Genomic DNA, 24,695 nt, shown 5'->3' with positions numbered 1-24,695 from the left:
ACATCGCGAAATTAGGGCGGGCTCTCTTAGGCGCGCTGCTGTTGGGTCTGGCTGCCTTGGTGCAGGGTCAGGTCTTGCCGATGTCTGCTACATCGTCGCCGGCAGCAGCGTCAGCGGCTGGCACCGGCGCACCTTGGGTTGCGGTGCCCAGGCTGACCACGCGTCTGCAGGCCAGCGAACTGGGCGTGGTGATCAACCAGAACGACCCGCTGTCGGTCGCCCTGGGCGAGTACTACATCCGCCGCCGCGGCATCGCCGCCGAGCAGGTGCTGCGCGTGGAGGTGCCGCTCAAACCCGCGCTGAGCTTCGCCGAGTTCGAAGCGCTGCGCGAGAAGATCCAGACCACGCTGGGCAGCCGCGTGCAGGCGCTGGCGCTGGTGTGGTCACAGCCTTATGCCGTCGAGTGCAACTCCATCACTGCCGCGCTGGCGATCGGCTTCCAGGGCGCGCTGTGCCAGCAGAGCTGCGCGCCAAGCCGGCCCTCGCCGATGTTCAACAGCGCCAGCAGCCGGCCGCATGCCGATCTGGGCGTGCTGCCGGCGATGTTGCTGGCCGCGCGCAGCCTGGAGGCCGGCAAGGCGCTGATTGAACGCGGCATCGCGGCGGACGGCAGCGCCGTAGCGGCAGAACGCCGGCCGGGGAGCGTGCTGCCGCAGGCCTATTTCTTGAGCAGTGATGACAAGGCGCGAAACGTGCGTGCCGCGCTGTTTCCTCGCGCTGGTGTGCTGGCCGGCATGCAAATCCGCCAACAACCGGTCAGCGCCGAGCCGCTGCCGAACGCCTTGCTGCTGAGCAGCGGGCAGATGCGCGTCGAGGGCCTGGACAAGATTGGCTGGCTGCCCGGCGCGCTGGCCGACCACCTGACCTCGTTTGGCGGGCGACTTGACGCGCCGCCGCAGTCGGCCCAGATGAGCGCCATCGAGTGGCTGGACGCTGGTGCCACGGCCAGCTATGGCACGGTCAGCGAGCCCTGCAATCATCTGCAGAAGTTCCCGCATCCCCAGGTCTTGCTGCTGCACTATCTGCAAGGCGCCACCGCGCTGGAGGCCTACTGGCGCAGCGTCGCCTGGCCGGGGCAGGGCGTCTTCATCGGCGAGCCGCTGGCGGCTCCCTTTGCGGCGGTACCGCCGCGCGCCGCGTCAGCCGTGTCGCGCCAATGAGCGGCGCCCGGTTCAGGCTGTGAGCACTGGCCGCAGCAAGGCGAGGGCTTCCTCACCGCTGCGCACCGCGCCTTCAAGCGTGGCAGGGTAGGGGCCGGCGATGTAGTCGCCGGCAGCGGCCAACCGCTCCGCGATGGAGCTTGCCGGACGCTGTAGGCCCGGCGTGCAGGCGAAGGTGGCGCGCTTCTCGGCCAGCGCGCGCAGCAGCGTCGGCGGGCTGGCCCAGTGCAGCTGGTCGCTGGCCTGAGCGATGCAGGCCTCGGCCGTGGCCGGCAGGCCCCGTTCGACCCAGGGGGCAGCGCCGCTAACGACGAAAGCGAACAGCTCGGGCGCGTGGCCAAGTTGACCCAGATCGAAAACAAACTGGGCGGGCGCTTCGGGGCCTTCGCCCAGCGCCAGCATGGGTGCGGCCAAGCGGCTGCCGGGGCTGCGCAGATAGACGGTGATGATGGGCTGAAACTGCAGGGCCGCACAGCGCTCGGCCCAGGCGGGCGCATGGGCGCGCGCCAGATCGGCCGCGCTGCGGCTGCTGCAGGCCAGCAGCACGGCGTCAAAGTGCTCGCCGTCCACAGACCATCCTTGCCCCTTTCGATCAAGCTGGCGCACCGTGTGATTGAGATGCAGGGTGGCCCCAGCGGCCAGCAGCTGCCGCTGGGCCGGCTCGGCCAGCAGTTCGCTCAAGGGGCGCCGCGGCAGCAGCAGATCGGCCGAGCCAGGGCCGCTGAACAAGGCATCGTGCAGCACGCGCAGAAACACGCTGGCGCTGGCGGCCTCGGCCGGCGTGTTCAGCGCCGCCACGCACAGCGGCGCGATCAGCTCCTGCATCACAGGCGGCGGCAGTCCAGCGCAGAGCTGGGCCACACTGATGTCTGGCGCGCAACGGAAGCCGCGCAAGGCCCAGAGGCTGCTGGCGGCAAGCAGGGCCAGCCGGTCCCGCCAGCGCCAGTGCCTCAGGGCCAGCACGGCGCGCACAAAGGCGGGCAGGGCGGCGCCGGGTGGCAGGTGCAGGCCCGCGCGATCGGGGTAGCGCAGCTGCAGCGGGCGGCGCAGCAGCAAGTCTTCGGGCTTCAGACCCAGGCTGCGCATCAGCGCCAGGCTGTGCGTGTAGGCGCCGATCATGATGTGCTGGCCGTTGTCCAGCCGCGGTTCGTCTGCTTGGCTAACTGATAGACTGCGCGCCCTTCCGCCCAGCTGGCCAGCCATCTCGAACAGATGGACCTCGGCGCCGGCTTCGAGCCCGCGCAGGGCGGCGGCCACACCGGCCCAGCCACCGCCAACGATGGCCAAGCGCTTCTTCAATGGCCGCGCCAGTTGGTGCGCATCGCGATCCAGAGCTTGCGCAGGGGTGTCAGCGAGATCTTCTGGTGCAGCACCTGGAAGTTTTCTGCCTCGACCTCGCGCAGCAGGGCGCGGTAGATATTGGCCATCATCAGGCCGGGCTTTTGCGGCCGGCGGTCGGCCTCGGGCAAGAGCGCAAACGCTTCGTCGTAGAGCCGGTGCGCGCGTTCGGCCTGGAAGCGCATCAGCGCGGTGAAACGATCGCTATAGCCCCAGGGCGATTGGCGCAGCAGGATCTCGTTGGCCTTGACTTCGAACTGCTGCAGCTCGTTGACGGGCAGGTAGATGCGGCCGCGGCGCGCGTCATCGCCGACATCGCGAATGATGTTGGTCAGCTGCATGGCCAGGCCCAGCTTGTGGGCATAGGCAATCGTGCCGGCGTGCTCGCGGCCAAAGATCGCCGAGGCCACTTCGCCAACCACGCCGGCCACCAGATGGCAGTAGCGCTGCAGGCCGGCGAAATCGAGATAGCGGGTCTGGTCCAGGTCCATCTGGCAGCCCTCGATGACGGCGAGCAGGTGCTCGAGCCGGATGTCGTAGGCCTGGGCATGTGGCATCAGCGCCAGCATGACCGGATGGCTGGGCTTGCCGGCGAAGGCGGCGCTGGCCTCCTTGCGCCACCAGGCCAGCTTGGTGGCGGCGACGCCGGGATCTTGCGTTTCATCGACCACGTCATCGACCTCGCGGCAGAAGGCGTAGAAGGCGGTGATTGCGGCGCGGCGCGGCGGCGGCAGGAACAAAAAGGCGTAGTAGAAGCTGGAGCCGCTGCGGGCCGCCTTGTCCTGGACGTACTGTTCGGGGCTCAAGGCGCGGCTCCGCTCGGCTGCGGCAGTGCCGGCTTCATGCGCAGGGCGCGCCAGGCCATCGGGGGCAGGTCTTGCGCGCCGAGGGCGGGGCGCTGGGTCAGGGTGGCAAAGTCCATGGCGCGGATTCTCTCAAGAATACGCAGCCCGCCCTGGACAACCAGGCGCAATTCCCAGCCGGCACGTCCGGGCAGCTGATGAACCAGCGGCGCGCCTTGCAGCATCAGCTGCTCGGCCCAGGCACAGAGCTCGGCCAGCAGGGCGCGGGCGGCCTGGCTGTCCTGGCAGTTCAACAGCGCGGCTTCGTCGACGCCGTGGCAGCGCAGATCGGCGCGTGGTGCGTAGATGCGACCGTTCGGGCAGTCGCGGCTCATGTCCTGCCAGAAATTGATCAGCTGCAGGCTGCTGCAAATGGCATCCGAGCGGCGCAGCGCCGTCTCGTCTTTGACACGATAGAGGTGCAGCAGCAGGCGCCCCACCGGATTGGCCGAGCGGCGGCAGTAGTCCAGCAGTTCCTCGCGGTCCTCATAGCGGGTCTTGACCAGATCCTGCTCAAAGGCATCCAGCAGCGCCTCCAGCAAGGGCAGGGGCAGCTGGTGCTGGCGGATCTGTGGGCCGAGGGCGGCAAAGACGCGCTGCTGCCAACGCGCGCCGGGCGGCGGGGGGCTGCCCGTGGCCGAAGCATGGAGCTCGGCGCGGTAGGCGCGCAGATCGGCCAGACGCTGCTCGCTGGAGGCGTTGCCTTCGTCGGCCAGATCGTCTGCGGTGCGGGCGAAATGGTAGATGGCCGCCACCGCCGGACGCAGCGCCGGCGGGCACAGCAGCGAGGCGACGGGAAAGTTCTCGTAGTGGTCTATGCTCACGGCCGGCATTGTGTACGCGTTGGCCTTGGGCGCATGGAAGACGGCGCACCACGTTTGCAGGTTTGACAGCGTCCGGGTGCCTGAATACATTACTGACCGGTTAGTCAGTTATTTTGGCGCGGCGCCAGCTTGCGCCGAAATGGTGCCCAGGCTCCAAGAGGTTTTTCATGCCGAATATCCGTATCCAGGGTTTCCAGGGTGTCTTGAATGTGGCGGCAGCGGGCGCTTTGGCCCTGTTGGCCGCCTGTGGCCAGCAGGCCGCCGCCCCCGAGCCAGAACGTGCCGTGCGCACCCAATTGATCACTGCCGATTCCGCCGGCATGACGCGCGAATTCGCCGCCGAGGTGCGGGCGCGCACCGAGTCCCGGCTCTCCTTCCGGGTTGGCGGCAAGCTCTTGCAGCGCTATGTGAATCTCGGCGATGTGGTGCGGCCGGGCCAGGCGCTGGCGCAGATGGATGCACAGGATTTGCGTCTGGGCCAGGAAGCGGCCAGGGCGGCCATGCTGGCGGCGCGCACGCAGCGTGACCAGGCCGGGGCCGACTACAAGCGCTTTATTGATCTGCGCGATCAAGGGTTCATCAGCGCGGCCGAGCTGGAGCGCCGCGATGCCGCGTTCAAGGCGGCACAGGCGCAGCTGGACCAGGCCAAGGCGCAGATGGATGTGCAGGTCAACCAGGTGGGCTACGCGGTGCTGAGCTCCGACAGTGCTGGCGTCGTGACCGGCATCGATGCCGAGCCCGGCATGGTGGTCGCACCGGGAACGCCGATTGTGCGTATTGCCCATCAGGGGCCGCGCGACGTGGTGTTTTCCGTGCCCGAGGATCAGGTGGGCAGCCTGCGCGCCGCTGCGGCGCAGCCCGGTGCGCTGCGCGTCAAGATCTGGGGGGCGAGCGGGCCGGCACAGCCGGTGCAGCTGCGCGAGGTCTCGGCCGCGGCCGATCCGGTGACGCGCACCTTCCTGGTCAAGGCCGATCTCGGCAAGATCGACGCCAAGCTGGGCCAGACGGCCACGGTGCAGCTGGAGCTGCCGCGCCAGGCCAATATCATCAAGCTGCCGCTGTCTGCCGTGCTGGAGCAAAAGGGCCAGAGCATCGTCTGGGTGCTCGATCCGGCCAGCATGACGCTGAAGCAGCAGCCGGTGCAGATTGCCGGCGCCGATGGCAATGAGGTGGTGATCGCCGGCGGCCTGCAGGCCGGCCAGGAGATCGTGACTGCCGGGGTCCATGTGCTGATGCCGGGGCAGAAGGTCAAGCGCTATCAGGGCCCCTCTGCGCCAGTGACTGCAGCGCCGGCAGCGCCGGCGGTCTCTGCTGCCGCTGTGGCCGCATCGCGCTGAGTCGGGAGCGTTCATGAGCAACACCCCGCACCGCAGTCACAGCGCCTCGCGCTTTAATATTTCGCGATGGGCGCTGGAACATCCGGCGCTGACGCGTTATCTGATGATCGTGCTGATGCTGATGGGCTTTGCCGCCTACTTCCAGCTCGGCCAGGACGAAGACCCGCCGTTCACCTTCCGCATCATGGTCGTGCAGGCCTTCTGGCCCGGCGCGACGGCCCAGCAGATGGCCGAGCAGGTGACCGACAAGATCGAGCGCACGCTGCAGGAAGTGCCTTACGGCGATCAGATCCGCAGCTTCACCAAGCCTGGTGAATCGGTGACGATGTTCTTCCTCAAGGACAGCGCGCCGCCCAAGGAGGTCAGCAACGTCTGGTACCTGGTGCGCAAAAAGATCGGCGATATGCGCTACACGCTGCCGCAAGGCGTGCTCGGCCCGGTCTTCAACGATGAGTTTGGCGATGTCTATGGCTCGATCTATGCGATCTCGGCCGATGGCTTCAGCCAGGAAGAGTTGCGCGTCCACGCCGAAGACGTGCGCCGGGCGCTGCTGACGGTCAATGATGTGGCCAAGGTCGAGCTCTTCGGCGTGCAGCCCGAGAAGCTCTACATCGAGATCTCGCAGAAGCGCCTGGCCGAGCTGGGCCTGGACTTCAGCCAGGTGATCAACCAGCTGGGCGCGCAGAACGCGATCGAGGGCGCCGGTGTGCTCAATGCCGGCAGCAGCAAGATCGAGGTGCGGGTGCAGGGGCAGCTGAACTCGGTGCAGGCTCTGAGGGAGTTTCCGATTCGCGGCGTCAATCCCTTCACCGGCCAGGCCAGCAGCCTGCGCCTCGGTGATATCGCGGCGATCAAGCGCGAGTATGTCGACCCGCCGGCGATCTCGGTGCGCCACCAGGGCAAGCAGGTGATCGCCGTCGGTGTCTCGATGGCCAAGGGCGGCGACATCATTGCGATGGGTGAGTCCTTGCGCAAGGCGGTGGCCGGTGCGCAAAAGGCCTTGCCGGCCGGCATCGAGCTGACCCAGATCCAGGATCAGCCCAAGGCGGTGTCGCGCTCGGTCAATGAGTTCGTTCGCGTGCTGATCGAGGCGGTGGTGATCGTGCTGGCGGTCAGCTTCATCAGCCTGGGCCTGCATACGCGGCCGCTGCGCATCGACATCTGGCCGGGCCTGGTCGTGGCGATCACGATCCCGCTGGTGCTGGCGATCACCTTCGTCACCATGTTCTATTGGGGCGTCGGCCTGCACAAGATCTCGCTGGGCTCGCTGATCATCGCACTGGGCCTGCTGGTCGACGATGCCATCATTGCCGTCGAGATGATGGTGCGCAAGCTCGAGGAGGGCTACGACAAGCTGCATGCCGCCACCTATGCCTATGACGTGACGGCGATGCCGATGCTGACCGGCACCTTGATCACGGCGGTCGGTTTCCTGCCCATCGGTCTGGCCAAGTCGGCCACCGGCGAGTACACCTTCGCGATCTTTGCCGTTACCGCGGCGGCGCTGGTGATTTCCTGGTTCGTCTCGGTCTACTTTGTGCCCTATCTGGGCGCCTTGCTGCTGAAGACGCGCTCCGGCGGTGACGACGGCCCGCACGAGCTGTTCGACACGCCGTTCTACAACCGCTTCCGTCATCTGGTGCGCTGGTGCGTGGAGAACCGCTGGAAGACGATTGGCATGACGCTGCTGCTCTTTGTGGCTGGTCTGGGTGGCATGGCCAAGGTGCAGCAGCAGTTCTTCCCGGATTCCAGCCGGCCCGAAATCCTGGTCGACCTGTGGCTGCCCGAAGGCGCCACCATCCAGCAGAGCGAGGCCATGGCCAAGCGCTTCGAGCAGCGGATGTTGAAGGAGGCCGGCGTCGAGGCGGTGACGATCTGGGTCGGCACCGGTGTGCCGCGCTTCTACCTGCCGCTGGATCAGGTCTTCCCGGCCAGCAATGTCAGCCAGGCCATCGTGCTGCCCAAGGACCTGAAGCTGCGCGAGGAGCTGCGCAAGCGTCTGCCGACGCTGATGGCCGAGGAATTCCCCGAGGTTCGTTCGCGCATCAAGCTGCTGCCCAATGGGCCGCCGGTGCAGTATCCGGTGCAGTTCCGGGTGGCCGGCGAGGACATGAAGGAGGTCCGCCGCTGGGCCGATCAGGCGCGCGAGATCCTGCGTGCCAATCCGAATATGCGCGGCGTCAACGACAACTGGAATGAGTCGATCAAGGCCTTGAAGCTGGACATCGATCAGGACAAGGCGCGCGCGCTCGGCGTCAGCAGCCAGAGCCTGGCCCAGGCCTCGCGGACGATTCTGTCGGGCTCGACGATTGGCCAGTACCGCGAGGGCGACAAGCTGATCGACATCGTGCTGCGCCAACCGTTGGAGGAGCGCAATGCGATCACCGACATCGGCAACGCCTATGTACCCACCAGCACCGGCCGCGCGATCCCGTTGACGCAGATTGCCAAGATCGGCTTCGAGTGGGAGCCCGGCATCCTGCATCGCAACGGCCGCCGCTACACCGTCACGGTGCAGGGTGATGTGGCCGAGGGCTTGCAGGGCGCCACGGTGTCCAACCAGATCTGGCCGCAGCTGCAGGAGCTGCAGAAGAAGATGCCGCATGGCTACAGCATCGAAGTGGCCGGCGCGGTGGAGGAGAGCAGCAAGGGTTCCGGCTCCATCCTGGCCGGCATGCCCATCATGCTGTTCATCACTTTCACGCTGCTGATGCTGCAGCTGCAAAGCTTCTCGCGGGCCATGCTGGTCTTCCTGACCGGCCCGCTGGGCATTGCCGGCGTGGCGGCAGCGCTGCTGCTGCTGAATCGGCCCTTCGGCTTCGTGGCGCTGCTGGGTGTGATTGCGCTGATGGGCATGATCATGCGCAACTCGGTGATCCTGATCGACCAGATCGAGCAGGACCGCGAACGGGGCGTGCCGGCCTGGCAGGCTATCGTTGAGTCCGCGGTGCGGCGTTTCCGTCCCATCGTGCTGACGGCGGCGGCGGCGATGCTGGCCATGATTCCGCTGTCGCGCAGCGTGTTCTGGGGGCCGATGGCGGTGGCCATCATGGGCGGCCTGCTGGTCGCCACCGTGCTGACCCTGCTCACGCTGCCGGCCATGTACGCGGCCTGGTTCCGTGTGCTGCGCCCGGCCGAGGCCTCACGGTTTGCCGAAGCCTCGCGCTTTGGCGAGGCGTCGCAACTGCCCGATCAGGCCTGATTCAAGCTAAAGCGCTCAGCCCGAGGCCTCGCCGCTGACGCGTGCGAGGCCTCTTGTTTTTCACGCTCCCGGGCGAGACGTCGCTGCGGGTTTTCCTTGGCGCCGGATTTCGGCCCTTTAAGTGGCTACAATCACCGGTTTGCCGAAATGCCGCAGGGCTGAGGTGATGCTTGCATCGCGTCAGTCCTGAGACCACTCAGCGCGGGTGGCGAAATTGGTAGACGCACCAGGTTTAGGTCCTGACGCCTTCACGGGCGTGCCGGTTCGAGTCCGGCCCCGCGCACCAGATAACACTTTGTTCAGAGTCACATATGGCTGTCACCGTCGAAACCCTCGAAAAGCTCGAACGCCGCATCACGCTCACGCTGGCGGCCGCTGACATCAACAGCGAAGTCGAACAGCGTCTCAAGAAGCTGTCCCGCACCGTCAAGGCCGATGGCTTCCGCCCCGGCAAGGTGCCGATGAGCGTCGTCGCTCAGCGTTATGGCTACTCCGTCCAGTACGAAGTCGTCAACGACAAGCTGGGCGAGGCCTTCTCCAGCGCCGCCAACGAAGCGCAGCTGCGCGTCGCCGGCATGCCCCGCATCGCCCAGAAGGACGAAGCGCCGGAAGGCCAGATGGCCTTTGACGCCACCTTCGAGGTCTATCCAGAAGTCAAGATTGGCGACCTGGCCGCCGCTGAAGTCGAGCGCGTCAGCAGTGACGTCACCGAAGAAGCCATCGACAAGACCGTCGCCATCCTGCGCAAGCAGCGCCGCAGCTTCGCTCAGCGCGCTGCCGCTGACGTGGCTGCCGACGGCGATCGCGTGACGATCGACTTCGAAGGCAAAATCGACGGCGAAACCTTCGCCGGCGGCAAGGCTGAAGGCTTCCAGTTCCTGCTGGGCGAAGGCCAGATGCTCGAAGCCTTCGAAAAGGCTGTGCGCGGCATGAAGGCGGGCGAGTCCAAGACCTTCCCGCTGGCTTTCCCCGAGGACTATCACGGCAAGGACGTGGCCGGCAAGGAAGCTGACTTCCTGGTTACGGTCAAGAAGATCGAAGCCCAGCACCTGCCTGAAGTGAACGAGGCCTTTGCCAAGGCCCTGGGCATCAAGGACGCCACGGTCGAAGCGCTGCGCGCCGACATCAAGAAGAACCTCGAGCGCGAAGTGAAGTTCCGCGTGTTGGCTCGCAACAAGGGCGCCGTGATGGACGCACTGGTCGGTGCTGCCGAGCTGGATGTGCCGAACGCGCTGGTGGCCAACGAAGTCGAACGCCTGGTTGCTTCGGCCCGTGAAGACCTGAAGAAGCGCGGCGTGAAGGATGCTGACAAGGCGCCTATCCCCGAAGAAATCTTCAAGCCTCAGGCCGAGCGCCGCGTGCGCCTGGGTCTGGTGGTGGCCGAGCTGGTGCGTGCCAACAATCTGCAAGCCAAGCCCGAGCAGCTGCAAGCCCATATCGAAGAGCTGTCGCAAAGCTACGAAAAGCCGGCTGAAGTCGTGCGTTGGTACCTGAGCGACCGCAATCGCCTGGCTGAGGTCGAAGCCGTTGTGATCGAAAACAACGTCACCGACTTCGTGCTCGCCACCGCCAAGGTCAGCGACAAGGCTTTGCCCTTCGACGAACTGATGGCCACCGCTGGCTGATTGCCGCGCCGCCCGGGGCTGTAGCGGCCCCGCAGCGGCTCAAGCGTCGCAGAAAGGCGCCGTGCCGTGAGGCCGGCGCCTTTGTCCTTTTCAGCGGGTCTTCAATTGACGCGACATAATCGGCCCCACAACAAGACTGCTTCTACAGGAACCCCATTCATGAGCGCGCTGGAAACAAGCAATCTGGGCATGGTGCCCATCGTCATCGAACAATCGGGCCGCGGTGAGCGTGCCTACGACATCTACAGCCGCCTGCTGCGCGAGCGCATCGTCTTCCTGGTTGGCCCGGTCAATGATGCGGTCGCCAATCTGGTCGTCGCCCAGCTGCTGTTTCTGGAGAGCGAAAACCCCGACAAGGAAATCTCGCTCTACATCAACTCGCCGGGCGGCAGCGTGTCTGCCGGCATGTCGATCTACGACACCATGCAGTTCATCAAGCCTCAGGTGTCGACGCTGTGCATGGGCATGGCGGCCAGCATGGGCGCCTTCCTGCTCGCCGCTGGTGCCAAGGGCAAGCGCCTGGCGCTGCCGAACTCCAAGATCATGATTCACCAGCCGTTGGGTGGTGCGCAGGGCCAGGCCACCGATATCGAGATCCATGCCCGTGAGATCCTGAAGACCCGCGAGCAGCTCAATCGCATCCTGGCCGAACGCACCGGCCAGAGCCTGGAGAAGATCCAGAACGATACCGAGCGCGACTATTTCATGTCGGCGGCCGAAGCGGCCAGCTATGGCCTGATCGATCAGGTCATTGAGAAGCGCGGCGGCTGAATCTCGGACATTGCGGGTGCGGCGCAAGCCGCGCCAACTAGCACTTGAAACGGGGCCCTTATCGACAAAAGGGGCCCTTGTGCATTTGAACTATCATCCCATCAGGTACTCACGCCTGAATCGAAAAGCAGATCCATGGCCGAGAAAAAAGGCAACTCCAGCGAAAAAGTTTTGTACTGCTCCTTCTGCGGCAAGAGCCAGCATGAGGTGAAGAAGCTGATCGCTGGCCCGTCGGTGTTCATTTGCGATGAATGCATCGAGCTGTGCAACGACATCATTCGCGATGAAGTCCCCGCCGACGCGGCGCAAACCCGCGCCAGCAAGTCCGATCTGCCTGTGCCCAGCGAGATCAAGTCCAGCCTCGATCAGTATGTGATCGGCCAGGACGTCGCCAAGCGCACGCTGGCGGTGGCGGTTTACAACCACTACAAGCGCCTGCGCCATATGGCGGACAACAAGGATCAGGTCGAGCTGTCCAAGAGCAACATCCTCTTGATCGGCCCGACCGGCTCCGGCAAGACGCTGCTGGCACAGACCTTGGCGCGCCTCCTGAACGTGCCCTTCGTGATCGCTGATGCAACGACGCTGACAGAAGCTGGCTACGTCGGTGAAGACGTCGAGAACATCATCCAGAAGCTGCTGCAGAACTGCAATTACGACGTCGAGCGGGCACAGCGCGGCATCGTCTATATTGACGAGATCGACAAGATCTCGCGCAAGGCCGACAACCCGTCGATCACCCGCGATGTGTCGGGCGAAGGCGTGCAACAGGCGCTGCTGAAGCTGGTTGAAGGCACGATGGCTTCGGTGCCCCCGCAGGGCGGCCGCAAGCACCCGAATCAGGACTTCCTGCAGATCGACACGACCAACATCCTGTTCATCTGTGGCGGTGCTTTCGATGGCCTGGAAAAGGTCATCCAGAACCGCTCGGAAAAGTCGGGCATCGGTTTCGCCGCGACGGTGAAGACCAAGTCTGAACGCAAGGTGTCCGAGCTGTTCCGCGAGGTTGAACCTGAGGATCTGATCAAGTTCGGCCTGATTCCCGAACTGGTCGGTCGTCTGCCGGTGGTCGCCACGCTGGGCGAGCTGACCGAAGACGCGCTGGTGCAGATCCTGACCGAACCGAAGAACGCGCTGGTCAAGCAGTATCAGCAGTTGTTCGCCATGGATGGTGTCGAGCTGGAGATTCGTCCCTCCGCGCTGGCCGCCATCTCGCGCAAGGCATTGGCGCGCAAGACCGGCGCCCGTGGCCTGCGCTCGATCATGGAGCATTCCCTGATCGATACGATGTTTGAACTGCCCGCCCTCGATGGTGTGGCCAAGGTTGTGCTTGACGAGCACAACATCGATGAAGACGCGAAGCCGCTGCTCGTCTATCGCGAGCAGGCCAAGGCCAGCGCTTGACCGGTATTGGCGTCATGACGGTCGCAAGACCCGATTTGGCGTGCGAGCGCCCAGTGCGCATCTTGTAATGGCCCTCTCAGGCCCTAGATGGGACTGAGAAAGAGAGGTTTCTATGTCCGGTCATCCGATATTGCCTGCTGAACCCATCACGCTGCCGCTGCTGCCGCTGCGCGATGTGGTGGTGTTTCCGCATATGGTGATTCCGCTGTTCGTCGGTCGCCCCAAGTCCATCAAGGCCCTGGAAGCGGCGATGGAAGCCGGCCGCCAGATCATGCTGGTGGCACAAAAGGCCGCCGGCAAGGACGAGCCCAAGGCGGACGATATGTTTGAGGTGGGCTGCGTCTCCAGCATCCTGCAGATGCTCAAGCTGCCCGATGGCACGGTGAAGGTGCTGGTCGAAGGCCTGCAGCGCGCCACCACGCAAACCATCACCGATGGCGAAGAGCATTTCGTCGCCGAGGTGATGCCCATTCCGCCCGAGGTGGATACCAAGCCCGAGGTCGAGGCGCTGCGCCGTGCGGTGACCCAGCAGTTTGACCAGTACGTCAAGCTGAACAAGAAGATCCCGCCCGAGATCCTGACCTCGATCGCGGGCATCGATGATGCCGGCCGTCTGGCCGACACGATCGCCGCACATCTGCCGCTGAAGCTCGATGCCAAGCAGTCGGTACTGGATCTCTCCGAAGTGTCCAAGCGACTGGAGAAACTGCTCGATCTGCTCGAGCATGAGGTCGACATCCTGCAGGTTGAAAAGCGCATCCGTGGTCGCGTCAAGCGCCAGATGGAGAAGAGCCAGCGCGAGTACTACCTGAACGAGCAGGTCAAGGCCATCCAGAAGGAATTGGGCGACGGCGAAGACGGCGCCGACATGGAGGAGCTGGACAAGAAGATCCAGGCTGCTCGCATGCCCAAGGAAGCGCGCAAGAAGGCCGATGCCGAGCTCAAGAAGCTCAAGCTGATGTCGCCGATGTCCGCCGAAGCGACGGTGGTGCGCAACTACATCGAGACCCTGGTCAATCTGCCCTGGAGCAAGAAGACCAAGATCAAGCACGACCTGGCCAATGCCGAGGCGGTGCTGAACGAAGACCACTACGGCCTGGAAAAGGTCAAGGATCGCATCCTTGAGTACCTCGCGGTGCAGCAGCGTGTCGACAAGGTCAAGGCCCCCATCCTGTGCCTGGTTGGCCCTCCGGGTGTTGGCAAGACCTCGCTGGGGCAGTCAGTGGCGCGCGCCACCGGCCGCAAGTTCGTTCGCATGGCCCTGGGTGGCGTGCGCGACGAGGCCGAGATCCGTGGTCACCGCCGCACCTATATCGGCTCCATGCCGGGCAAGGTGCTGCAGAGCCTGACCAAGGTGGGCACGCGCAATCCGCTGTTCCTGCTTGACGAGATCGACAAGTTGGGCATGGACTTCCGTGGCGACCCGTCGTCGGCCTTGCTGGAGGTGCTGGATCCTGAGCAGAACCACACCTTTGGCGATCACTACATCGAGGTCGATTTCGATCTGTCCGATGTGATGTTTGTCGCCACCTCGAACTCGATGAACATCCCGCCGGCCCTGCTGGACCGGATGGAAGTGATCCGCCTGTCGGGTTACACCGAGGACGAGAAGGTCAATATCGCCCAGCGCTATCTGCTGCCCAAGCAGCGCGGCAATAACGGCGTGAAGGATGCGGAGATGGAAGTGGCCGAGTCGGCCATCCGCGGCATCATTCGCTACTACACCCGTGAGGCCGGCGTGCGCTCGCTGGAACGTGAGATCTCCAAGATCTGCCGCAAGGTGGTCAAGGGCTTGGCGCTGAAGACCTACGAAGGCAAGGTCGAGGTCACCGAAGACAACCTGAACGACTTCCTCGGCGTGCGCAAGTACGACTTCGGCCGCGCCGAGAAGAAGAACCAGGTGGGTCAGGTGGTCGGTCTGGCCTGGACCGAGGTGGGCGGCGATCTGCTGACCATCGAGGCCACCGCTATGCCGGGCAAGGGCAACATCATTCGCACCGGCTCGCTGGGCGATGTGATGAAGGAATCGGTCGAGGCCGCTCGCACGGTGGTGCGTTCACGCGCTCGCCGCCTGGGCATCAAGGACGAGTTGTTCGAGAAGCGCGATGTGCACATCCACGTGCCCGATGGCGCCACGCCCAAGGATGGCCCAAGCGCCGGCATCGCGATGACGACGGCCTTTGTCTCGGCACTGACGGGCATCCCTGTGCGTGCCGGCGTGGCAATGACCGGCGAGATCACGCTGCGCGGCGAGGTCACGGCCATCGGCGGCCTGAAGGAAAAGCTGTTGGCGGCCCATCGGGGTGGCATCAAGACCGTGATGATTCCGGAAGAGAACGTCAAGGACTTGCAGGACATCCCCGAGAACGTCAAGAACCAGCTTGAGATCGTGCCGGTCAAGTGGATCGATCGCGTGCTCGAGGTGGCACTGGAATCGGCGCCGCAGGCCTTGCCTGACGACGAGGTGGTGGCCGAGAAGAGTGCGACCGAAACCGCCAAGCCGGAAGCGGCTGTGGTGGCCGCCGGCGGCGAGGCCATCAAGCACTGATTGGCGGCTTGTGATTTCCGGCCCGAGCAAAGAGTTTGCCAAAAAGTCTGCGCAAGCACTTGCAAGGGGCGGAAAAATCGAGCTAGAATGTGAGCTTCAGCGCAAACAGCGCAACGCAAGAAGTTGAAAAGCTTCAAGCCTTGCGAGTCGTGTGTTGAAGTCCATGCGGGAGTAGCTCAGTTGGTAGAGCGCAACCTTGCCAAGGTTGAGGTCGAGAGTTCGAGACTCTTCTCCCGCTCCAGGATTTTTGTGAAGAGCCCAGGCTCTTTGCGTCATTAAAAAGAGAAGCAGCTGCTTCTCTTTTTCGTCACAGCGCCGCATAAAGGCTGTGGCGGTGGATTTTGAGGGCGCGGTAGCAAAGCGGTTATGCCCCGGATTGCAAATCCGGTTAGTCCGGTTCGACTCCGGACCGCGCCTCCAGGATTTTGCGGGAGTAGCTCAGTTGGTAGAGCGCAACCTTGCCAAGGTTGAGGTCGAGAGTTCGAGACTCTTCTCCCGCTCCAAATCGAAAAGGGAAGCCGTTTGGCTTCCCTTTTTCGTTGTGGCCCCGTTTACGCTCTATCGGGTGGTCTGTAAACCCGCATAATTCGGCCGCAGCACGATGTCGCCCGGGTGGTGAAATTGGTAGACGCAGCGGACTTAAAATCCGCCGGCCGAAAGGCTGTACGGGTTCGATTCCCGTCCCGGGCACCAAACAAGAAAGCCGACGTTTTTGCGTCGGCTTTTTGCTTGTCTGGTGAGGCTTCAGACCTCGATAGGTGCGGCCCTCAGGTTTGCTCCCAAGGCCAGGCTTGCCATGCGGCTGACCGCGTCCGTCTTGCCAGTGCTGTAGATCAGTGGCTGCGTCATTGCCGTGCTAGGCGCGATTGGTGTGCTGGCGAGTCCAGCCTCCTGCCAGCGCTTTTGCGCCTGCCTGGCGACCGCGTCCTCGATATTCAGCAGGCTCACCGCCGCACCCAATTCGGCCTGAATCTGCTGCTGCACAAAGGGGTAATGGGTGCAGCCCAGCAGCACGGTGTCCACGCCGGCCTCGCGCAAGGGCGCGCAGCATTGCTGGATCTTTTCGCGTATCGCTGGCTGATCAAGCTGGCCGGTCTCGATCAGGTCGACCAGACCCGGGCAGGCCTGGCTGATGATCTGGCAACCCTGCGCATGGGCGCGGAGCAACTCCTGATAGCGGGCGCTGGCCAGCGTTGCCGTTGTCGCCATGACGCCGACCTTGCCATTGCGGCTGGCCGCCACCGCCGGCTTGATGCCGGGTTCAATGCCAACGACGGGAAGTAGCGGCCAGCGTTCACGCAGCGCATTGACCGCATGGGCGGTCGCGGTGTTGCAAGCGACCACGAGCAGGGCGGCACCTTCGTCAATCAGGAACTCGGCAATGGCCAGGCTGCGCTGTGCGATGAACTCGCTGCTGCGTGGGCCATAGGGGGCGTGGGCAGAATCGGCGACGTAGCGCAGGGCCACATCTGGCAGGCGTGCGCGCAGGGCGCGCAGCACCGTCAGGCCGCCAACGCCGGAATCGAATACGCCGATGAACGGCATGAGCGCTGCGCTGGCGGGGTGTGTGCTTGGGTTCGCTGTCATCAGGGAGCGCAGTCTAAATGCTTCGCTTGGCAGTGCTGATCTCGTCGCTAAAATAGCACGATCGTTCGTTTTAATTTGCTGCTTTGACAGCGCGGCGACGGGCGGGGTGCTCAGACCCCCGTAGAATCCTGATTAACGTTAACGTCAATTCGCCTTGGAGTGCTTCGATGAAGGTATTGGTTCCCGTCAAACGAGTCGTCGACTACAACGTCAAAGTGCGCGTCAAGAGTGACGGCACCGGTGTGGACATCGCCAACGTCAAGATGTCCATGAACCCCTTTGACGAAATCGCTGTTGAAGAGGCCGTGCGCCTGAAGGAAAAGGGCGTGGTCACCGAGGTGATCGCCGTGTCCTGCGGCGTCACGCAATGCCAGGAAACGCTGCGTACCGCGATGGCCATTGGCGCCGACCGCGCGATTCTGGTCGAGACCGATGCCGAACTGCAGCCGCTGGCCGTGGCCAAGATCCTGAAGGCGCTGGTCGACAAGGAACAGCCGCAGCTGGTCATCCTGGGCAAGCAGGCCATCGATGACGACTGCAACCAGACCGGCCAGATGCTGGCCGCCCTGACCGGCCTGCCGCAAGGCACGTTCGCGTCCAAGGTGGTGGTTGATGGCGGCAAGGTGGCCGTGACCCGCGAGGTCGATGGTGGCCTGGAAACCGTGTCCCTGAGCCTGCCGGCTGTGGTCACCACCGATCTGCGCCTGAACGAGCCGCGTTATGTGACGCTGCCCAACATCATGAAGGCCAAGAAGAAGCAGCTCGACGTGGTCAAGCCTGCCGATCTGGGTGTCGATGTCAGCCCGCGCATCAAGACGCTGAAGGTCGAAGAGCCGCCCAAGCGCAGCGCCGGCATCAAGGTGGCCGATGTGGCTGCCCTGGTGGACAAGCTGAAGAACGAAGCGAAAGTGATCTGACCCACCCCCTACGCGCTGCGCGCGCCCCCTCAAGGGGGCGAGCCCGTAGGACCGGCGGAGCCGGATCCTCGGGCTCCACTGGGAAAGTCAAATACGGATTGATGCTGTGCGGCGATTTGATGCGCCGCACCCACGGAGAAAAGACATGACTGCACTCGTCATTGCTGAACACGACAACGCGTCCATCAAGGCCGCAACCCTGAACACCGTCACCGCGGCTGCCGCGGCGGGTGGTGATGTGCATGTGCTGGTGGCTGGTCACAATGCCGCCGCCGCAGCCGCTGCGGCGGCACAGATCGCCGGCGTCAGCAAGGTGCTGCACGCCGATGCCACGCAGCTGGCCGATGGGCTGGCAGAAAACCTGGCCGCCCAGGTGCTGGCCATTGCCGCTGGCTACAGCCACATCCTGTTCCCGGCCACGGCCTCGGGCAAGAACGTGGCGCCGCGCGTCGCTGCCTTGCTGGACGTCGCCCAGGTCAGCGACATCACCAAGGTGATCAGCGCCGATACCTTTGAGCGCCCGATCTACGCCGGCAACGCGATTGCCACCGTGCAATCGTCTGACGCCACCAAGGTGATCACCGTTCGCACCACCGGCTTCGATGCCGCCGCTGCCACCGGTGGCAGCGCCGCCGTCGAAACGCTCGCGGCCGCCGCTGACAGCGGCAAGAGCAGCTTTGCCGGTCGTGAAGTGACCAAGAGCGATCGCCCCGAACTGACCGCCGCCAAGATCATCGTTTCCGGTGGCCGTGCCCTGGGTTCCAGCGACAAGTTCAATGAAGTGCTGACCCCGCTGGCCGACAAGCTCGGCGCCGCATTGGGCGCTTCGCGCGCTGCCGTCGATGCCGGCTATGCGCCGAACGACTGGCAGGTCGGTCAGACCGGCAAGATCGTCGCACCGCAGCTCTATATCGCGGCCGGCATTAGCGGCGCCATCCAGCATCTGGCCGGCATGAAGGACTCCAAGGTGATCGTCGCGATCAACAAGGATCCCGAAGCGCCGATCTTCTCGGTGGCTGATTACGGCCTCGAAGCCGATCTGTTCACCGCCGTGCCCGAACTCGTGAACAGCCTCTAAGTCGAGCTATCGACTGAGCCTATCCAGGGCGCCCGACTTCACGGTCGCGGCGCCCTTGTTTTCTTCCGGAGACAAGCAATGACATACCGCGCCCCCGTCAAGGACATGCTGTTCAATATGCAGGAACTCGCCGGCCTGGAGGCCCTGACCGCGATTCCCGCCTTCGCCGATTTCGGCATCGACACCGCCCAGGCCGTGCTCGAAGAATGCGCCAAGCTCAATGAAGATGTGATCGCGCCGCTGAACTGGGAAGGCGACAAGAACCCCAGCTACTGGAAGGACGGCCAGGTCTTCACGACCCCGGGCTTCAAGGAGGCTTTCAAGCAGTTCGCCGAGGGCGGCTGGCAAGGTCTGCAGCATCCGGCCGAATTCGGCGGCCAGGGCTTACCCAAGACGATTGGAGCGGCCTGCGGCGAAATGATCAACAGCGCAAACATGAGCTTTGCGCTGTGCCCGCTGCTGACCGATGGCGCGATTGAGGCGCTGCTGACCGCCGGCAGCGAGGCTCAGCGCACGACCTACATCCCCAAGCTGATCGATGGCAGCTGGACCGGCACGATGAATCTGACCGAGCCGCAGGCGGGGTCAGATCTTGCCCTGGTGCGCACCCGCGCCGAGCCGCAGGCCGATGGCAGCTACAAGATCTTCGGCACCAAGATATTCATCACCTATGGCGAGCACGATATGTCGGAGAACATCGTGCACCTGGTGCTGGCTCGTGTGCAAGGCGCGCCCGAAGGCGTGAAGGGCATCAGCCTGTTCATCGTGCCCAAGTTCATGGTCAATGCCGATGGCTCGCTGGGCGCGCGTAACGATGCGCACTGCGTCTCCATCGAGCACAAGATGGGCATCAAGGCCAGTCCTACCGCGGTGCTGCAATTTGGCGACCATGGCGGCGCGATCGGTTACCTTGTGGGCCAAGAGAACCGTGGCCTCGAATACATGTTCATCATGATGAACGCGGCGCGCTTTGGCGTCGGCGTGCAGGGCATTGCGATTGCCGAGCGGGCTTATCAAAAGGCCGTCAGCTATGCGCGCGACCGCGTGCAGTCCCGCCCCGTCGATGGCTCGGTAGCCGGCAGCGCTGCCATCATCCACCACCCCGATGTGCGCCGCATGCTGATGACGATGCGTTCGCTGACCGAAGGCTGCCGCGCGATGAGCCTGGTGGCCGCCGCCGCCTATGACGCCGCCCACCATCACCCGGATGCCGACACCCGTAAGCAGAACCAGGCCTTCTATGAGTTCATGGTGCCGCTGGTCAAGGGCTACAGCACCGAGATGAGCCTGGAAGTCACCGATCTGGGTGTGCAGGTGCACGGCGGCATGGGCTTCATCGAGGAAACCGGTGCGGCCCAGTACTACCGCGATGCCAAGATCCTGACGATTTACGAGGGCACGACGGCGATCCAGGCCAACGACCTGGTCGGCCGCAAGACGCTGCGCGACGGTGCACAAATGGCCAAGGCGATTGCCGCCCAGGTGGCTCAGACGGAGAGCCTGCTGGCCGCGCGCAGCAGCGCCGCAGCGCAGGTGATGGCCAAGCGCCTGGGCGCCGCGCGCGAGGCTTTTGTGCAATCGGCCGAGTTCATTGCCGGCCAGGGCAAGGCCAGCCTGAACGCGGCGTTTGCCGGCTCGGTGCCCTATCTGATGCTGGCCGGCAATCTGGTCGCGGGTTGGCAGCTGGGCCGCGCCTTGCTGGTGGCTGAAGACAAGCTGGCCGCGGGCGAGGACAGTGGCTTCATGAGCGCCAAGATCGCCACCGCGCGCTTCTACGCCGAGCACATCCTGACTCGTGCCGGCGGCCTGCGCGATGCCATCGTCGAAGGCGCCGACAGCGTCACCGCGATGGCGCTGGACGCCTTCTGATCGCGCAGCCGGCGTCGAGCGCCGGCCCGATCTTGTCGCCTGGGTGATGGGGCACCGCGCGCGCCCCATCCCCACTCATTGCTTCTGTTGTCTAGGAGTTCGAATTGGCCCTGCCTCCCGTGCTGCAAAACCTGCCCCTGCCCATCATCGGCTCGCCGCTGTTCATCATCAGCAACCCCAAGCTGGTGATTGCCCAGTGCAAGGCCGGCATTGTGGGCGCCATGCCGGCGCTGAACGCCCGCCCGGCCGAGCTGCTGGACGAGTGGCTGAACGAGATCACCACTGAGCTGGCGGCCTACAACCGGGCCAACCCGGACAAGCCGGCGGCGCCGTTTGCGATCAACCAGATCGTGCACAAGAGCAATGACCGGCTCGAGCAGGATATGGCCGTCTGCGCCAAGTACAAGGTGCCCATCATCATCACCTCGCTGGGCGCCCGCGAAGACGTCAATGCGGCCGTGCATGGCTGGGGCGGCGTGGTGCTGCACGATGTGATCAACAACAAGTTCGCCAAGAAGGCGATCGAGAAGGGCGCCGATGGCCTGATCGCCGTGGCGGCGGGCGCCGGCGGCCATGCGGGCGTGAAGAGCCCCTTTGCGCTGATCCAGGAAATCCGCGAATGGTTCGACGGCCCGCTGGCACTGTCCGGTTCGATCGCCTCGGGCGATGCGGTGCTGGCGGCGCAGGCCATGGGCGCTGACTTCGCCTATATCGGCTCGGCCTTCATCGCCACCGAAGAAGCGCGTGCGGCCGATGCCTACAAGCAGATGATCGTCGACAGCAATAGCGACGACATCGTCTACAGCAATCTCTTCACCGGCGTGCACGGCAACTACCTGCGCGGCTCCATCGTCAATGCCGGCATGGACCCGGATCACCTGCCGGAGAGCGATCCCAGCAAGATGAACTTCGGTGGCGATTCCAAGAAGGCCTGGAAGGACATCTGGGGCTGTGGCCAAGGCATTGGCGCAATCCGCGAGGTCTTGCCCGCTGCCGCCTTGGTGGAGCGGCTGCGCCGCGAGTACCTGGCCGCGCGCGAGCGACTGGCACTGCGCTGATGTGAAAACGGCCCCGCGAGGGGCCGTTCTGCTTTCAGACTTCGCAGCCGCTCAGCGTATCGAGGTGAAGCGCGCTTCAAAGTAGTCGTTCGAGCGGTGCAGGGTGTCGATGTTCTGCTTCATGGCCCAGGGGCGCATCTGGTGATGGATGGGCACGAACAGCGCTTCATCGCGCACATAGATCAAGGCCTCGCGCAAGAGCGCATTGCGCTTGTTCGTGTCGGCCTCGGCCTTGACCTTCTGGATCAACGCATCCAGTTTGGCATCGCTCAGATGACCAAAGTTGAAATTGCCGTCGGCACCGCCGGTATGGCTATGGCCCCAGGCCTGCAGGGCGTATTGCGCGTCGTAGGTGGAGACCCCCCAGCCCAGCATGTACAGCGCTGATTCGCCGCGCTGGAAGGTTTGGCTGTGGGTCTGGAAGGGCGCGGCCACCAGGCGGGCCTTGATGCCGATCTTGGCCCACATCGATACCGCTGCCAGGCAGATCTGCTCATCGTTGACATAGCGGTTGTTCGGGCAGTGCAGGGGCAGCTCAAAGCCTGCCGGATAGCCGGCGTCGGCGAGCAGCTTGCGGGCGCGATCCAGATCGGGCTTGATCGGCGCATCGAGGGCGGCGTCATAGCCATTCACACCCGGCGGCACCATCAGCATGCCAGGCGTAGAGAGCCCGCGCATGATGCTGCGCTTGATCGCCTCGCGGTCCAGCGCCAGGTTCAGCGCTTCGCGTACGCGCTTGTCGCGGAAGGGGTTCTTGCCTTTGACGCTGGCGCCACGCAGATCTTCGGCTCCCTGGTCCATCACGAAGAAGATGGTGCGCACCTCGGGGCCCTCGATCACCTTGACGCGGCCTTCCTCCTTGAGCTTCAGGAAATCGGCCGGTGGCATGTCGGTGACGATGTCGACATCGCCGGAGAGCAGGGCGGCGACCCGGGTCGCGGCCGACTTGATCGGCAGATAGCTGAGTTCGGTGATATTGCCCTTGTTGCTGCCCCACCAGTCCTTGTTGGCAACGAGCTTGACGGCTTGGTCCGGCTGCCAGGAAATCAGCTTGTAGGGCCCGGTGCCGACCGCATTGCGGGTCGCGTAGTTCTCTTCCTTGCTCTTGTAGTCGGAGATGTTCGTGGCGTTGTTCTTCGCCGACCAGGCCTTGCTCATGATGCTGAAATTGACCAGATTGGCCAGCAGCATGGGCGTTGGCGACTCCAGTATCAAATCGATGGTGTGCTCATCGATCTTGCGGATTTCCTTGATGCCGGAGACATAGGTCTGCTTGGTGCCGAGCGGCTGGCGGATGCGATCGAAACTGAACAGCACATCGTCGGCGGTGAAGGGGCTACCGTCGTGGAATTTGACGCCGCGGCGCAGTTCAAAGCGCACCTGTGTCGGCGATACATAGGACCATTTGGTGGCCAGCGCGGGCTCGGGCTGGTAGCTCTCGTTGCGCCGTGTCAGGCCTTCGTAGACATGGGCCGCGATCGCATTCGAGGTGGTGTGGTCCTGCGAGTGCGGGTCCATCGTCAGGATGTCGTTCTGGGCGGCCCAGCGCAGCGCGGCGGCGTTTGAGGGGAGGGGCAGGCAGCTCAGCAGGGCCAGCAGGCTGGCGCTGAGCAGTTGGCAAAAACGATGAGGGCGGGCAGCAGGCATGGGGCACTCCGAGTGAACCGAAGAACGCCGCCGTTAGGGTCTGCATGCATGGGCTGCAGGCACGGACAGCGGCAAGGCGCCAGCGCATGCTAGCGGCCCGCGTGCATGGCCAGGCTAGGGCTTGTCCGGAGCCGCGTCGAGTTCGGCATCGCAGCCCTGTCCCGCGGCGATCCAGCGTGCGAACAGCGGCTTCAGCAGCGCGGGTGCCGACTGCAGCGCGCCGCAGCGATAGTGCCGGGCAGCCGCATCCCAACGCAGCATCCTACAGGCGCCGCGCCAGCGCCCACTCAGTGCGATGCCGACCGGGCAGGGCTCGGCCAGGCAACACAGGCCACAGCCATTGCAGGTCTGGCCGAGGGCCGGCTTGGCTGGCGCGTCGGCGTGGATCAGGATGGTGCGAGGCGGGTGGGCCATGCAGCGATCTTAGAGGCCGCTGCTGGCCAGGCAGGGCAGGCCAAGTGTGCTGGTGGGGTCAGGTCTTGACGCCCAGTTCGCGCAGGCGCTCTTCCAGATAGCTGTGAGCGGTATGGCGTTCGGACAGCACCACCTCGTTGCGCGGATGCAGGAACAGCGGCAGCGAGACGCGGCTCTTCTTGGCGCCTTCGCCAGCTGGGTTGACGACGCGGTGCTGGGTCGAGGGGTAGTAGCCCTTGGAGGCTTCCTCCAGCATGTCGCCGATATTGATGATCAGCATGCCGAAATCGCAGGGCACGTCGACCCAGTTGCCGTTCATGTCCTGCACCTGCAGCCCCGGCTCGTTGGCGGCGGGAAGAATCGTCAGCAGATTGATGTCGCCATGGGCGGCGGCGCGCAGCGAGCCGGCCGGCTCCTGGCCGGTCAGCGGCGGATAGCGCAGCACGCGCAGCAGGGTCTGGCGGCTGTCACGGATCATCTGCGACAGCGGTTCGCTGTAGTGCTGCGCGATGTCGGCCGGTGTGTAGCGTTCTACCCAGCCAAGCAGCTCGGCGGCCAGGCCGTTGGCGACCTCGTAGTAGCGCATCGCATCGGCGCGCAGGCTGTCCGGGATGCGGCCCCAGGGGTAGATGTGGAAGTATTCCTTGATGTCTTTTTGCGTTGCGCCCTTGGCGGTTTCGGAGATCTCGGTGGAGAAATAGCCGTCCTGGGTCTCGCGCGAAAAGGCGAAGTCGTGCTTGTTGCCGCCGTCAAAGAAGCTCAGCCAGTCGGCATAGATCTTCTCGACCAGATCCTGCGGAATCGGGTGATTGACCAGCACGCCGAAGCCGGTTTCGTGCAGCGAGCGGGTGAATTGTTCGGCCGCATCGGCGGCGCGGTAATCGACAACGCGAACTTGCATGGGGTCTCCTGAATCTGTCGCGGCGCGCAGCCATTCAATCGCGGGGCTGGTCGCGCGGGGCAAAGTCTAGGGCATGGTCGGCCGAATCGCAAACGTTTGCCAACTTCAGGACGGCCGGCCGGGTACGCAGGGTTACCGGGGCCCCTGGCGCGGTGAGCGGTTCTTATCGGCAA

The 24,695-nt window shown here is 64.4% G+C and carries 18 protein-coding genes and 5 tRNA genes; 16 read left to right on the top strand and 7 right to left on the bottom strand.

Annotation, left to right across the window (positions count from 1 at the left end; all coding sequences use genetic code 11):
* The first annotated feature begins 80 nt into the window (after positions 1–80).
* Entirely contained in the window at positions 81–1,160 is a 1,080-nt protein-coding gene (locus tag RQP53_RS04615) for a TIGR03790 family protein (protein ID WP_315648930.1), read from the top strand.
* 12 nt (positions 1,161–1,172) lie between these two features.
* Here RQP53_RS04615 and hpnE read toward each other — a convergent pair whose 3' ends face one another.
* The 3 genes from hpnE to hpnC are packed head-to-tail and all read right to left on the bottom strand — an operon-like array spanning position 1,173 to position 4,173.
* Positions 1,173–2,459: a hydroxysqualene dehydroxylase HpnE gene (gene hpnE, locus RQP53_RS04610; RefSeq protein WP_315648929.1), complete on the bottom strand. Its 1,287-nt coding sequence runs from the start codon at positions 2,457–2,459 to the stop codon at positions 1,173–1,175.
* Positions 2,456–3,304, bottom strand: coding sequence for a presqualene diphosphate synthase HpnD (gene hpnD, locus RQP53_RS04605; RefSeq protein WP_315648927.1), 849 nt, complete (start codon positions 3,302–3,304; stop codon positions 2,456–2,458). Before hpnD ends, hpnE begins: the two co-directional genes overlap by 4 nt.
* Positions 3,301–4,173 (bottom strand): squalene synthase HpnC, encoded by an 873-nt coding sequence (hpnC, locus tag RQP53_RS04600; protein ID WP_315648926.1) that lies wholly within the window; start codon positions 4,171–4,173, stop codon positions 3,301–3,303. The genes hpnD and hpnC overlap by 4 nt, the downstream gene beginning before the upstream one ends.
* A gap of 158 nt (positions 4,174–4,331) precedes the next feature.
* Here hpnC and RQP53_RS04595 point away from each other — a divergent pair, with 158 nt between their 5' ends.
* From RQP53_RS04595 to RQP53_RS04545, 11 genes are all read left to right on the top strand, one after another.
* Positions 4,332–5,501 (top strand): efflux RND transporter periplasmic adaptor subunit, encoded by a 1,170-nt coding sequence (locus tag RQP53_RS04595; protein WP_315648924.1) that lies wholly within the window; start codon positions 4,332–4,334, stop codon positions 5,499–5,501.
* 13 nt (positions 5,502–5,514) lie between these two features.
* Complete coding sequence (locus RQP53_RS04590; RefSeq protein WP_315648923.1) at positions 5,515–8,703, top strand: efflux RND transporter permease subunit; 3,189 nt, start codon at positions 5,515–5,517, stop codon at positions 8,701–8,703.
* A 199-nt stretch (positions 8,704–8,902) separates the two neighbouring features.
* Positions 8,903–8,989 (top strand) — tRNA-Leu (locus RQP53_RS04585).
* Positions 8,990–9,014: 25 nt separating this feature from the next.
* Positions 9,015–10,328: a trigger factor gene (gene tig / locus RQP53_RS04580; RefSeq protein ID WP_315648921.1), complete on the top strand. Its 1,314-nt coding sequence runs from the start codon at positions 9,015–9,017 to the stop codon at positions 10,326–10,328.
* 159 nt (positions 10,329–10,487) lie between these two features.
* Complete coding sequence (clpP, locus tag RQP53_RS04575) at positions 10,488–11,099, top strand: ATP-dependent Clp endopeptidase proteolytic subunit ClpP (RefSeq protein WP_315648920.1); 612 nt, start codon at positions 10,488–10,490, stop codon at positions 11,097–11,099.
* 135 nt (positions 11,100–11,234) lie between these two features.
* Entirely contained in the window at positions 11,235–12,503 is a 1,269-nt protein-coding gene (clpX, locus tag RQP53_RS04570; protein WP_315648919.1) for an ATP-dependent Clp protease ATP-binding subunit ClpX, read from the top strand.
* A gap of 112 nt (positions 12,504–12,615) precedes the next feature.
* Positions 12,616–15,051, top strand: a complete 2,436-nt coding sequence (lon, locus tag RQP53_RS04565; RefSeq protein WP_315648918.1) for an endopeptidase La — start codon at positions 12,616–12,618, stop codon at positions 15,049–15,051.
* A 165-nt stretch (positions 15,052–15,216) separates the two neighbouring features.
* Positions 15,217–15,292, top strand: a tRNA-Gly gene (locus RQP53_RS04560).
* A gap of 105 nt (positions 15,293–15,397) precedes the next feature.
* A tRNA-Cys gene (locus tag RQP53_RS04555) sits at positions 15,398–15,471 on the top strand.
* Between the two features lie 7 nt (positions 15,472–15,478).
* A tRNA-Gly gene (locus RQP53_RS04550) sits at positions 15,479–15,554 on the top strand.
* A gap of 103 nt (positions 15,555–15,657) precedes the next feature.
* Positions 15,658–15,744 (top strand) — tRNA-Leu (locus RQP53_RS04545).
* A gap of 51 nt (positions 15,745–15,795) precedes the next feature.
* Here RQP53_RS04545 and murI read toward each other — a convergent pair.
* The gene (gene murI, locus RQP53_RS04540; RefSeq protein ID WP_315648917.1) at positions 15,796–16,596 is read right to left on the bottom strand and encodes a glutamate racemase; all 801 of its coding nucleotides are present in this window, start codon (positions 16,594–16,596) and stop codon (positions 15,796–15,798) included.
* Between the two features lie 209 nt (positions 16,597–16,805).
* Between murI and RQP53_RS04535 the strand changes: the two genes are divergently transcribed.
* From RQP53_RS04535 to RQP53_RS04520, 4 genes are all read left to right on the top strand, one after another.
* Complete coding sequence (locus tag RQP53_RS04535; RefSeq protein WP_315648915.1) at positions 16,806–17,555, top strand: electron transfer flavoprotein subunit beta/FixA family protein; 750 nt, start codon at positions 16,806–16,808, stop codon at positions 17,553–17,555.
* Positions 17,556–17,700: 145 nt separating this feature from the next.
* Positions 17,701–18,633 carry an electron transfer flavoprotein subunit alpha/FixB family protein gene (locus RQP53_RS04530; RefSeq protein WP_315648913.1) on the top strand — a complete coding sequence of 311 codons (933 nt, stop codon included), beginning with the start codon at positions 17,701–17,703 and terminating at the stop codon, positions 18,631–18,633.
* Between the two features lie 78 nt (positions 18,634–18,711).
* Positions 18,712–20,502 (top strand): acyl-CoA dehydrogenase, encoded by a 1,791-nt coding sequence (locus tag RQP53_RS04525; RefSeq protein WP_315648912.1) that lies wholly within the window; start codon positions 18,712–18,714, stop codon positions 20,500–20,502.
* 104 nt (positions 20,503–20,606) lie between these two features.
* Positions 20,607–21,560, top strand: coding sequence for an NAD(P)H-dependent flavin oxidoreductase (locus RQP53_RS04520; protein WP_315648910.1), 954 nt, complete (start codon positions 20,607–20,609; stop codon positions 21,558–21,560).
* 51 nt (positions 21,561–21,611) lie between these two features.
* Here RQP53_RS04520 and RQP53_RS04515 read toward each other — a convergent pair whose 3' ends face one another.
* From RQP53_RS04515 to RQP53_RS04505, 3 genes are all read right to left on the bottom strand, one after another.
* Positions 21,612–23,207: an ABC transporter substrate-binding protein gene (locus RQP53_RS04515; RefSeq protein ID WP_315648909.1), complete on the bottom strand. Its 1,596-nt coding sequence runs from the start codon at positions 23,205–23,207 to the stop codon at positions 21,612–21,614.
* Between the two features lie 114 nt (positions 23,208–23,321).
* The gene (locus RQP53_RS04510; RefSeq protein WP_315648907.1) at positions 23,322–23,621 is read right to left on the bottom strand and encodes a hypothetical protein; all 300 of its coding nucleotides are present in this window, start codon (positions 23,619–23,621) and stop codon (positions 23,322–23,324) included.
* 58 nt (positions 23,622–23,679) lie between these two features.
* Positions 23,680–24,522 (bottom strand): 2OG-Fe(II) oxygenase family protein, encoded by an 843-nt coding sequence (locus RQP53_RS04505; RefSeq protein ID WP_315648905.1) that lies wholly within the window; start codon positions 24,520–24,522, stop codon positions 23,680–23,682.
* Positions 24,523–24,695: the final 173 nt, after the last annotated feature.

The sequence above is a fragment of the Roseateles aquae genome (genome assembly GCF_032337115.1).
Taxonomy (GTDB): Bacteria; Pseudomonadota; Gammaproteobacteria; order Burkholderiales; family Burkholderiaceae_C; genus Roseateles_C; species Roseateles_C aquae.
Note: the sequence above shows the minus strand (reverse complement) of the source record. Positions and strands in the feature narration are given on the sequence as shown.

Excerpts from the sequence above, each read along its gene's own strand:
- RQP53_RS04615 (WP_315648930.1), top strand. The coding sequence starts at position 81 with ATGTCTGCTACATCGTCGCCGGCAGCAGCGTCAGCGGCTGGCACCGGC.
- hpnC (WP_315648926.1), bottom strand. The coding sequence starts at position 4,173 with ATGCCGGCCGTGAGCATAGACCACTACGAGAACTTTCCCGTCGCCTCG.
- RQP53_RS04595 (WP_315648924.1), top strand. The coding sequence starts at position 4,332 with ATGCCGAATATCCGTATCCAGGGTTTCCAGGGTGTCTTGAATGTGGCG.
- RQP53_RS04590 (WP_315648923.1), top strand. The coding sequence starts at position 5,515 with ATGAGCAACACCCCGCACCGCAGTCACAGCGCCTCGCGCTTTAATATT.
- tig (WP_315648921.1), top strand. The coding sequence starts at position 9,015 with ATGGCTGTCACCGTCGAAACCCTCGAAAAGCTCGAACGCCGCATCACG.
- clpP (WP_315648920.1), top strand. The coding sequence starts at position 10,488 with ATGAGCGCGCTGGAAACAAGCAATCTGGGCATGGTGCCCATCGTCATC.
- clpX (WP_315648919.1), top strand. The coding sequence starts at position 11,235 with ATGGCCGAGAAAAAAGGCAACTCCAGCGAAAAAGTTTTGTACTGCTCC.
- lon (WP_315648918.1), top strand. The coding sequence starts at position 12,616 with ATGTCCGGTCATCCGATATTGCCTGCTGAACCCATCACGCTGCCGCTG.
- murI (WP_315648917.1), bottom strand. The coding sequence starts at position 16,596 with ATGCCGTTCATCGGCGTATTCGATTCCGGCGTTGGCGGCCTGACGGTG.
- RQP53_RS04535 (WP_315648915.1), top strand. The coding sequence starts at position 16,806 with ATGAAGGTATTGGTTCCCGTCAAACGAGTCGTCGACTACAACGTCAAA.
- RQP53_RS04530 (WP_315648913.1), top strand. The coding sequence starts at position 17,701 with ATGACTGCACTCGTCATTGCTGAACACGACAACGCGTCCATCAAGGCC.
- RQP53_RS04525 (WP_315648912.1), top strand. The coding sequence starts at position 18,712 with ATGACATACCGCGCCCCCGTCAAGGACATGCTGTTCAATATGCAGGAA.
- RQP53_RS04515 (WP_315648909.1), bottom strand. The coding sequence starts at position 23,207 with ATGCCTGCTGCCCGCCCTCATCGTTTTTGCCAACTGCTCAGCGCCAGC.
- RQP53_RS04510 (WP_315648907.1), bottom strand. The coding sequence starts at position 23,621 with ATGGCCCACCCGCCTCGCACCATCCTGATCCACGCCGACGCGCCAGCC.
- RQP53_RS04505 (WP_315648905.1), bottom strand. The coding sequence starts at position 24,522 with ATGCAAGTTCGCGTTGTCGATTACCGCGCCGCCGATGCGGCCGAACAA.